Annotated in this window: 10 protein-coding genes and 1 pseudogene; 3 read left to right on the plus strand and 8 right to left on the minus strand. The window is 39.7% G+C overall.

Annotation, left to right across the window (positions count from 1 at the left end; translation table 11 throughout):
* Positions 1-77: 77 nt before the first annotated feature.
* From CHL74_RS12070 to CHL74_RS12100, 7 genes are all read right to left on the minus strand, one after another.
* Entirely contained in the window at positions 78-677 is a 600-nt protein-coding gene (locus CHL74_RS12070; RefSeq protein ID WP_141241320.1) for a hypothetical protein, read from the minus strand.
* A 7-nt stretch (positions 678-684) separates the two neighbouring features.
* Complete coding sequence (locus tag CHL74_RS12075) at positions 685-2,007, minus strand: hypothetical protein (protein ID WP_094881444.1); 1,323 nt, start codon at positions 2,005-2,007, stop codon at positions 685-687.
* Positions 2,008-2,122: 115 nt separating this feature from the next.
* Positions 2,123-2,581, minus strand: a complete 459-nt coding sequence (locus tag CHL74_RS12080; protein ID WP_094881445.1) for a DUF1810 domain-containing protein — start codon at positions 2,579-2,581, stop codon at positions 2,123-2,125.
* 562 nt (positions 2,582-3,143) lie between these two features.
* A complete protein-coding gene (locus CHL74_RS12090; RefSeq protein WP_176452252.1) occupies positions 3,144-4,352 on the minus strand; it encodes a GH25 family lysozyme in 1,209 nt (402 codons plus the stop codon).
* Between the two features lie 73 nt (positions 4,353-4,425).
* On the minus strand, positions 4,426-4,554 hold the full coding sequence (locus CHL74_RS16315; RefSeq protein ID WP_254923296.1) for a hypothetical protein: 129 nt from the start codon (positions 4,552-4,554) through the stop codon (positions 4,426-4,428).
* Positions 4,555-4,572: 18 nt separating this feature from the next.
* The gene (locus CHL74_RS12095) at positions 4,573-4,989 is read right to left on the minus strand and encodes a hypothetical protein (protein ID WP_094881448.1); all 417 of its coding nucleotides are present in this window, start codon (positions 4,987-4,989) and stop codon (positions 4,573-4,575) included.
* A gap of 5 nt (positions 4,990-4,994) precedes the next feature.
* The gene (locus CHL74_RS12100; RefSeq protein WP_094881449.1) at positions 4,995-5,348 is read right to left on the minus strand and encodes a YkvA family protein; all 354 of its coding nucleotides are present in this window, start codon (positions 5,346-5,348) and stop codon (positions 4,995-4,997) included.
* Positions 5,349-5,499: 151 nt separating this feature from the next.
* Here CHL74_RS12100 and CHL74_RS16320 point away from each other — a divergent pair, with 151 nt between their 5' ends.
* Positions 5,500-5,856 (plus strand): DUF4372 domain-containing protein, encoded by a 357-nt coding sequence (locus CHL74_RS16320; RefSeq protein ID WP_254923297.1) that lies wholly within the window; start codon positions 5,500-5,502, stop codon positions 5,854-5,856.
* Positions 5,826-6,677, plus strand: coding sequence for an IS4 family transposase (locus tag CHL74_RS12105; RefSeq protein ID WP_254923298.1), 852 nt, complete (start codon positions 5,826-5,828; stop codon positions 6,675-6,677). Before CHL74_RS16320 ends, CHL74_RS12105 begins: the two co-directional genes overlap by 31 nt.
* Positions 6,678-6,764: 87 nt before the next feature.
* On the opposite strand, the gene CHL74_RS12110 is transcribed toward CHL74_RS12105, so the two are convergent.
* A complete protein-coding gene (locus tag CHL74_RS12110; protein ID WP_176452253.1) occupies positions 6,765-10,028 on the minus strand; it encodes a formylglycine-generating enzyme family protein in 3,264 nt (1,087 codons plus the stop codon).
* Positions 10,029-10,050: 22 nt separating this feature from the next.
* Here CHL74_RS12110 and CHL74_RS16325 point away from each other — a divergent pair.
* A pseudogene (locus CHL74_RS16325) lies at positions 10,051-10,177 on the plus strand (GDP-L-fucose synthase); the annotation flags it as partial.

The raw sequence follows: 10,177 nt of genomic DNA on the forward strand, positions 1-10,177 counted from the left end.
CACGCACCCTTCCTTGTCAACTGATTCCAAATTGCAAGAATACAGTTCCTAAAACTTATTCTGAGTTCATCCATTATTTAAACTTTGTTGTCCTGCCTCTCAAGCCCTATTAAAGAAGTTGAGAGCTTGCATTGCTCGTTAATGACTTGTTTCCTTCGCTTGAACTCCTCAATGGGCATCGGCTCCTTGCCATCTCTCTCCGTGAGCTTGTCATAGAAGGCATTAAGCACTCGCAATATCTTTGATGTGTCGTGTCCGCTTTCCCTAAGGTAGCCACGCAGAGTCGGCGGCTCTATTCCTTTGTCCGCACCATAAAACACCCAATAGGTGCTAAGGGCAATGTCGGTACGATGAAGCCCCATAGCACAGGCGATATAGAAACCGCCTCGATCAATGCGCTCACAAAACTCAGGAAACAACGCCACCATACTCTCAACAACATCGGCACGGTTGTCCACAGGGTAATAGAAATACTCTATGCCGTACTCTTTGCAAAGATTCTGCATGCGCAGGTTAATGCCATCATTGCGAAGGTCAATGATGGTATACACGCCTGCTTCCTTGATGACAGGCCAAGCATATACCTGACTGCGCGACGACATCGTCTTCCCTCTCACCCCACCGTATGCAGGGTGGATGTCAGGAATGTTGAGATTCAGAATTCTATTGATGTCCATAATGCGATCATTGCACATGTTTAGTCAGCCATTCCACAAGATTATTCACGATGCCATTGGCTAAATCTTTCGAATCATGAATCGGCTCATTCGGTCTGTTGAGGAATAACGCCAAAGCATAGCGAGGCTTCTTGGCTGGGAACAGTCCGACAAAAGACATTTCTGCCAATTTATGCTCACCATTTTCAATATCCTTGCCTTGGTAATTACCATAAATACCAGCCAATTCAACTTTCTTTGGAGCATAAGAAGCCTGGATGCCATCACCTTTATTAAGACCGATCAAGACTTCTTGCAGATATTTACGTCCCAAAGGCTTAATGCGGTCGATTGTTGCCTCAGTAACAGAGTCAGCTTGCAAAGTTGGGAATGTGATAATATTCTTCTGATAGAGGCTATTAAAGACTGCCGCCAATTCCATTGCATTTGTTTGCTTTTCGTCACTTGTTATTTTCTTCCATATACAAAAAGCATCATCTCCACGGTTTACCAGAAGAATCTTGAACATAGCCACATTAGATTTATGCGTCAATGCTTGGCGGCAAGTCATCACGCCATATCCGCCAGACCGCCAGTTATGGTCACGAATACTGATGCTGTCACCTATATTATATACGCCACCGCACAAATCCATCTTGTCTTTGAGCGAACCATTGATGTCTGCCAACCTCGGAGTTATTCCGACAAGTGTCAATACGCGGGGACTGCATGCTTGTTTCAGCAGCTTGCCCTCTACATAATCTTCTCCATCTTTCTCCAATGCTATCCATGCCTTCAATCTGCCCGTTTGCGCGTCTAAGACTGCCACCTGTCCGTACGTTCCATCCAACGACTTCAAGCCTTCTGACAAAACATCATGGCATTTTTGAGCTATTGCACTGTCTATTGTCGTGCATTCATCAAGTTTGGCTACATATTCGGGATTGTCCATCCATACGCTAACAGTCTGGTTGTTTTCTCCAACCACTCCAATGGTACCACGTTCAATGCCTCTCTCCACATAAAAATAGAACACCTCTATGCCTTCTTCCGAAACATAACGACGGAAGAGGTCTGCAACGTCAAAATCTATCTCCGTCACATTCTCATGCTTCTCCAAGTCATAGATTCCCTGCTTGCCATCTTTCGTAACTATGGCAAACTTTGCTATACTGCAAGTATCTATATGCTCACATTGTTCCAGAGGCACTTGAGGGACCTGCTTCTTTCCAAAAGCCTCTTCTGCATCAATGGAGTCTGCCACTACAGCTTTCTGGGCAAAAGACAAATGTGCTAATAAGGACAAAACAATTGTGAGTAATGTTGTCCTAATATACTTCTTTGTATTCATATCTTATTTTATTACTTTAATTATTATTATTATGTTATAGAGTGAGAAGGAATCTGTATTGAGGATTTTTATGGTCATTTATTTGTTGGCCTTGTCATTCACGTCCATATCTACTCTACATATAGTTCAACGTCCTCAAGTCATATTTCCCTTTATAGAACTTGTCAAGAACCTCTTGGAAAACATCATTGGGAGAAACAGCGTCAAACAGGGTCATGCAAGAACGGACCTTCATTGCGTCAAGTCCGCCAAATATCTCAACAATATCCTTATCCGTATGTACCAGCAGAGCCTTTGTGATTGCTCTCAGCCGTTCGTTCAGAACTGGATGATTCAGATAAGCCTCAGCCTCATCGTACCCGCTGGTACCATAATACTTTGCATTATAGCTGTGTCCGAGGATGGCCAGTTGCGGGAATATATACCATATCCAATGCGAACGCTTTCGTCCGTCTTTCACTTCCTGCAATGCCTGTTGATAACAGTGTGACTGTGCGTCCAAGAAGCGTTGCAGATTGAAGACCTTATTGTCTTCAAGAGATTCTATATGATTGGGAGTAAGTCTATCTTTCATACTTCTTTTTCTTGTTATTTATACGACATATTATAGCCGTTACAAAATGTTATACTTTTATGATATAGAGTGAGAAGAAGTAACCATTCTATCAGGAAATATTCATTGAACCAATGGGTTATAAATTCCAATGTCGATTCCTCATGAACTTTTTGCATTTAGCACAGAAACATTCCGATTAATCTTAATACATTGTCATCTTCCTCTCCGTCGTCAAACATCGGATAGGCCTCGATTCTCCCCACTCCTGTGTACGGTCGCACATATCCGGTGCGCTCTTCCCAAAGACATCCGTCTTTCCCAAATTGCGGATGATGGCATTCCATTCTGCCAAAGTCGGTACACTCCATCGTATATGCTTGTTTTTATATTGCCGATTAAAATCCTCTGCAATTTCTATAACTTCTTGCAAGCTATGATAGCGTTTATGACTACATTCCACATCAGAGAAAGGCAAGAAAAGAAGTTCCTTCTCAGTGCCGCCGAAGACAACACCCAAGACTTGCTCCGACATGGTGTCAGTGACACCCCCATCCTTAGTTATGTATTTTCCTATGTATAACTAACGTAGGGTCTTATCGTTGATGAATCTTATAAAGGATGCGTAATCCCCCTTGAACAGATTAATATCTATTCTGCCTCCATCATAGCCCTCAAGAACACCCTTGTCGGTTTTCTGCCATAAGTGCCAGTCGAAATTAGCAGGACCTTTCTTCGAATACTTAGCAATCCAGAAGTCGTACTTCTTCAGACGATCATCATTCAGGTATTCGTTACGGATATTCTCCCTTGTATATATTATCGGACGAACATGCATTGTAGACTCAATCTTCCTTAGCCACTGAAGAGTCTTCTCCACCAGAAACTCCTTGCCATATTCCTTTATCTCCGACACCACTTCAACGTCAAGAGCAGGAGGCATATCGCCCAGTGTCCAGTTGGCCGTTTCCACAAAGTTCCTTATCTGTTCCTCTATCGGACTACCCAGATGCAGGAAATGATACGCCCCTTTCAGTACGCCATGGCGTTCAGCCTCAATTGTACGAACACTATAAGTTTCGTCTTTTATAGTGGCACCTTCCGTAGCTTTCAGATAAACGAAAAACACGGGTTGCATATACTTCTTGTCCTTAGGCTTACCACTGTATACATTGCCGTCCTTATCACAATACAAGGCCAGGTTGTCCCAATCAACATCCTTCTGATAATGAGAAAAGTCAACGCCATAGACACTTCCACCTACACGATAGTTGACATCCGGTATGGCTTGAAACACACCATTATCATACCTGCCAAAGTCCATGCTACCGTCCACCTTGACCGACCGTCCCAATCCTTGCTTGTTATTGTTGTGCCAATTGCCTATGTACGTCTGTACAATATCGCACTCTGCCATCCCTTGCTTTCTCTTACCATCAATAAAGGCTTCAGAATACTCTATAATTCCGAAACCTTCATTGTTAAGCTCCTTGTCAAAGCGTCCCCGGTAAACAGAAGACGACGTAGTACGTTGTCCATAAGGCAACTCATCATTACGCCAGTTGCCTTCATACACAGTACTGTCAGCAGTGGTCAACCGTCCATACCCCTGCCTCGTTTTGGTGCCTTTAATGACCGAACCGTCATAACGACTACCGTCCGCAAACACCAACCCCGCAACTTCCACAAGCTGCTGCTCTTCCTCATCAACAGCCTCCTTACGCAGCCTGTCGAACAACGGCGAAGGCACCAGCAAGCCAATAATAAACGAAACGATTGGAAGACTATACATAAGTATCTTCTTCCAATCAAAATCCGAACGAATCAGACCTCTAAACTTATCTATTAACATTGGCAAAATAAATCTAACGCATTTTATCAAGCATATCTTCTGTTTCTTTGATAAACTTGTCTGTTCGTTTCAGGACGTCTTTGACTCGTTTTTCCTTTTTACGCTCTTCAGAACTTTTGAATATAAAATCTAATAATCCCATATCGATTTCGTTATTGTTTTATGATTTTAAATCAGCTTCTATATGGAAGCTATTCTCTTCAAATGTTATGGACCGTAGGTCCATCTTTTCAATTACAGACTGTAACTCATCTATTTCCTGCAAATTCAACTCAATGACATTGCCTGTGTCTGTTCTAATAAAGTTGGCTTTCTCAGGCAACAGTCTTCTAAAGAATGCTATTATCGGGTTGACAAGCAGATCAATTCCTAACTTTCCGCTATAAGTTAGAAAGATTCTTGCATTTTCAATTTTAACAACATCAATATTGATACTTATGTATTTGGTAAATCCAAGAACCTTTAATGGCGTGGCAATATTAAGCTGCGAGCAATCCTCTAACTTAAACGTTATTTCTCTTTGAAAATGGTGAGCAATATATTGTTCTACTTCACTATAACTTATTGATACTACCATTGTGTTCAGTTTAAGTTGGCAATTTCTGTTGTAGGAAACCATTTGTCGAGTAGAGAGTCGGCTTTCATCTCGATTTCAGGTGTGATGTATCTACATACCTTTTTGTATGCTACAGTCAAAGATACAATCTCGTCTAACCAACCGATAATCGGTAACCGCTTGGCAGAGATGAGGTCTATAGGCAGGACCAAATAAGATAGTGCTGAAAGTATTAACAACTTATCTGATTTTGGCGTGTCACTACTTACCATTACATAATAAAGTAACACTGCTGGACGGGTGCTAATTCTGCCAATTTTGGTTGCATACAAACTGAGATTATCCAGTAACTGCTGATAATTTATTATTCCTTGTTTCATAATTTTATTGTTATTGTTCTAAACTTACTAGTGATGCGATATAAATCGCTTAACTATAGTTATACATTTGATATTTAATCATTTACAAGCGTTCTTTGTTTTTTTTGATTTGAAATTGACTGAGTAATTTTGCAGCCAAAACTGCAAGATTATGAATATCGGCAAATATATCTTTGCTCAAGTCATCGACTTCATACCTCGCTACCAATTTGACAAGTTGGTGAAGATGTATAAAGGTGACTGGCATGCAAAAGATTTATCCTGCTATAACCAGTTGCTCCATCTGCTATTTGGTCAGATTACTGGTTGTGTATCCATCCGTGATATTTATCTGTGCCTAGAGGCTCATGGAAGTAGCATATACCACCTTGGAATTCGCAAGTCCGTTAATCAATCCAATTTATGTCGTGCTAATGAGAAAAGGGACTATCGCATCTACGAAGGACTTGGCATGTATCTATCGGTATCGTCCGACCAATGTATTCAAACACAAAGGTTGCTGAGATAACGATAGACAATGTCCTCTATGCGCTTGACTTCACAACTATCTCAACAAGCATTGTTCTGGCTGCATGGGCATTGGGCAAGTATAGCAAAGGCGCAGTCAAAATGCACATACTGCAGGATCTTCGTGGAAGCATTCCGGCAAATATCCATATTACAGATGGAAAATGGCATGACAGCAATGAACTGGATGAGATTGTGCCTGAACCATTTGCGTTCTATATGATGGACAAAGCATACGTTGATTTCATCGCTTTGTTTCGCTTTCACAAAGCCGGTGCATATTGGATAAGTCGTCCCAAAGACAATATGAGATACGAGGTCGTTAACCATCGTCTAGACTTTGATCCAAGTACAGGAATCTGTGGCGATTTCATCATAAAACTGACTACCCATAAGTCGAAGAAACTCTATCCCAAACCTATCAGGATGGTTACTTATCATGACTCGGTAACAGGCAATGATGTGGAATTTATTACCAACAACTTTGAGATCAGTGCCCTTGAGGTCGCCAACCTATACAGTCATAGATGGGATATTGAGGTTTTCTTCAAGTGGATAAAGCAGAATATCGTAGTGAAGAACTTGTGGGGATATTCAGAGAATGCAGTACGTACTCATTTATGGGTTGCTATAATTGCATATCTGATAATCGCCAAAATCAAGGCTGACTACAAAAGTCCATATTCAATCACCGAGGTGGCTACGTTAATAAGAATCTCCGCACTCGAAAGGGAGGATTTGAGAGACCTCATAACTAAGCCAAAGGACTCAATCATTCAAAAACAAGATTTCAAAGAACTCACTTTATTTGATGAATTTTAATAACCGTGCGATTTTATCGCATCAGTACTAAGTCAGCTTCTATTAAGTCTGACAATATACGAGCTAAAGCTATTCTTTGTATTCTTTCTAACATAATAAACTGGTGTGTGTGTTTAATTGTTGAGGAAATTTGTTCATATCTATAACGCCATTGTCCAATACGATTCTGAATCCAAGATCGTTGTCTTCGTCGTCATCTATCCAATAGTTTTTATACACATTAGTACATTCGGTATCTTTGAACAGCCAACTACCTCCTTTGAAGACATGTGCAGAGTAAGATTGGTCGGAACAAACTGGATTTGTAACATAACCATTTGTTTGGTATTCCATACCATCATAACCATCTATGTTTCCTTTTATGCAATCTTTAAGGAAATCTATTTTGTAATAATCAAGGCACCATTCCCATACATTTCCAGACATATCGTACAGTCCAAGTTCATTGGCCGCCTTTTGTCCTACATGCTGAGTAGTTGATTCATTCGTCCATGCTACATCCTCAGATCTATCACTACCACTAAAACGATTGTATTTTTTGTGGTTAGCCATTATTTTACATGCCTCATTCCACATGTCTTTGACAGAGTCGTATTTTGGCTTATTTTCAAAAACGAGTGATAGTTTTTCGGATAATCCGTTTGTATTACCACCCTTTGCGGCATATTCCCACTCAGCTTCTGTTGGCAGTCTGAATCTCTTCCCAGATATTTTATACAGTTCATTAAAGAAAATGTTAACAATCTCACACCAACTAACATTTGTCTGTGGCAATGAGTTTCCTTTGTGATCAGATTTGTTATTCTTTAAGTTCGATTTCATGACAGCGTTCCATAGTCCTTGTGTAACAGGAATAGCTGAGATTTCAAAATCAGATACTTTCACGAACGGAAATAAATCTCTACCATCATAAATGTGGGATAGTTCTTGTATGGTTTCTGCATTTTCTGTCCCCATTACAAAGAATCCGCCATTTACATGTTTGATGTTCCTATCTAGCCACTCATTGACAAATTTCTTTCTTTGTCCCTCAACCTGTATTGAGTTGTTATCATCATTTGCAAGATTCTCGATATTACAATTTTCTTCATATTTCCATATCACTCTAAATCCAATATCATTTGACGATAGTTTAGAATTCCAGAATGTTTTCCAATAGTCTTTATTTAGATTGCATTCTGTTGATTTAAAGCGCCAGCTTCCTCCGCAAAAATAGAAACATGAATCTTGTCCTTCAATGTCTGTTCTTGTCCATTCCCAAACATTTCCCAACATGTCATACAGTCCTAATTTGTTTTGCTGTTTGTTTTTTAGCGCCATAACCGGAATACACCCCTTGTTGTCCCCATAATGCAGATATTCCTTCCAAACCTTTTCTCTTGATTTATCATCAACATCAGGAAGATATTCTTTTGTGGATTTTTTTGCAGCATATTCCCATTCTTTCAGTGAGGGCAAGGTGAAGTACAAGCCCGTTTTTTTACGCAAGATGGTTAGGAAGTCTTCTATTTCATCTTTACTCTTGCTTACCACAGGCAATTGGGCGTTAATCCCCTTCTCTTGAACTTGTCCTAGATTCATGACCACATTCCATTGATATTCTGTAATAGGAGCTTCTCCCATCCAAAAAGAATGGCCTATACTGTCTTTGTCTTCTTTTATATAACGCAATGTTTTGAATATTTTGTTTAATTCACCGTCTCTCTCCGATGCACTTAACAATGTCTCAAGATTCATTCTTTCACAATGCCTTAATAAGGCTGGAAGGTAGTATATTACATTTTCATCATTTGGCAACAGATTAGGATCTACTGTCTTTAATTTTTCGTATGAGCAGATATCCAAATGCGCTCTATTCTTTTCTATTAAGCGTCTCTTTTCTCTTCTTCTGTCTTTTTCTGTCAATGTGGAATTGGTAAAAAAGCTCCAATCCTTTAATATCACACCTTCTTCTCTTGTTTCATGTTTGTCGACAGGTCTGAAGCTCATAATCAACCGTTCAGTAAGCCAACGGTTATGTTCTGCTTCAGCCATTTTCTTTAAGAGTATGCCATCTTTATTGATAACCTTACTTATTTCGTTCGGATATCCATGATAGTCTTTTCCCATAATTGACCTTAGCTTCGTAGGAATACTTTCGGCTAAATCTATATTAGCATACTTCTGAACGATGCCCAATTCATCCCACAATTCATCAATTGTTATTTTGAGTCCTTGCGTTTCATTTATCAAATCTTTAAGTATTTCTTCTCTTTTTTTGTGGCCTTTTGATGCTATATACCCATATAGGAAATGTTCAAGTTTTGCCATTGTATTGTCAAACGATTCTCCCATGTAGCAACCTTCTATCATTCCGAATGGATACATGTTTTTATACCTTTTCCATTCCAACTCGCCATTTGCGACCTTGTTAATAAGGTCAAAGCTACTTTTCTGATATACAAGAACCTGATGCCCTTTACGGAATATAGTTCCTGGAAGGTAAAGAGCTGTTGCTATAGCCTGTTGCGGATGATTCAGACATATGGCTATTGTAACAATTTTATTGGGGGTGCTAGTGAGACCAATAAGGTAGTCTTTTATTTTATCCTCTGCCACATTACCTTGAATGAACTCCCATTGTAAGTCCATAAAATTCTCTCCTAAATGGTCATATCTACTACCTTTCTCCATTGGGTCTGTGAATGGAATATCTTCTATGGGTTTTCCTTCATTTTGCAAGTCGTCCTTTTGACAGACTGCATATTTGTATCTGCACAAGTCAAAGAGCGAAGCGAATCTACCTCTAAGGTAATCACCTTCTGCTTTGGCATTGTCATCTATAAATGTAATTGTAGTTCTGAGCTTTTTGTCCCTTATAAAGTTTGGGTAGTGAGCAAGTAAAGCTGTTTGCATGCCAAAGGCAGTACCCATTTGATTCATGCCAACAATAACTATATGTACAGTCTTTTCACTCTCGTAGTTTATACCGTTATTTCCGTCTATAGGCAAATATCTCTGTACCTTTACCTTTCCTTTTTCACCATCAGGATAAATAGCGAAGTTATCTACCAACACTTTCTTTGACCATAATTCATGAATATTGAATGGTATAAATTCAATATCTTTGTCCAAACGTCTATATATATGAGTTGCTTTAAATGCCGTGAACGTACTTTGATATTCAAAGTTCACATGGCATTTGATTTTGTTCTCATTGTTAAGTTTTTCTTTACGATATATCTTAACATCATCCTTGCTCATATACTTAGAGATATTCTCTAAGCAGTCAATATTGTAAGCATCGTGGTCTTCTTCATTTTCAGCCGTAGCATCTTCACCTAATATGTATATTTCTTTTGCTTTCTCCAAATGTAAAGATTCAATGTCTTCTATTATCGGCATCGAGAAATATTCCTCAGTATTCTATGGTGCGAAGGTGGACGGCGCTGTGGACAGAAACAACTCAGAGGGCAGAGGTGGAGCAATCCCAAGTCTCGGAGAAATCCGCAACTGCCACA

Source organism: Prevotella sp. 885 (assembly GCF_002265625.1).
Taxonomy (GTDB): Bacteria; Bacteroidota; Bacteroidia; order Bacteroidales; family Bacteroidaceae; genus Prevotella.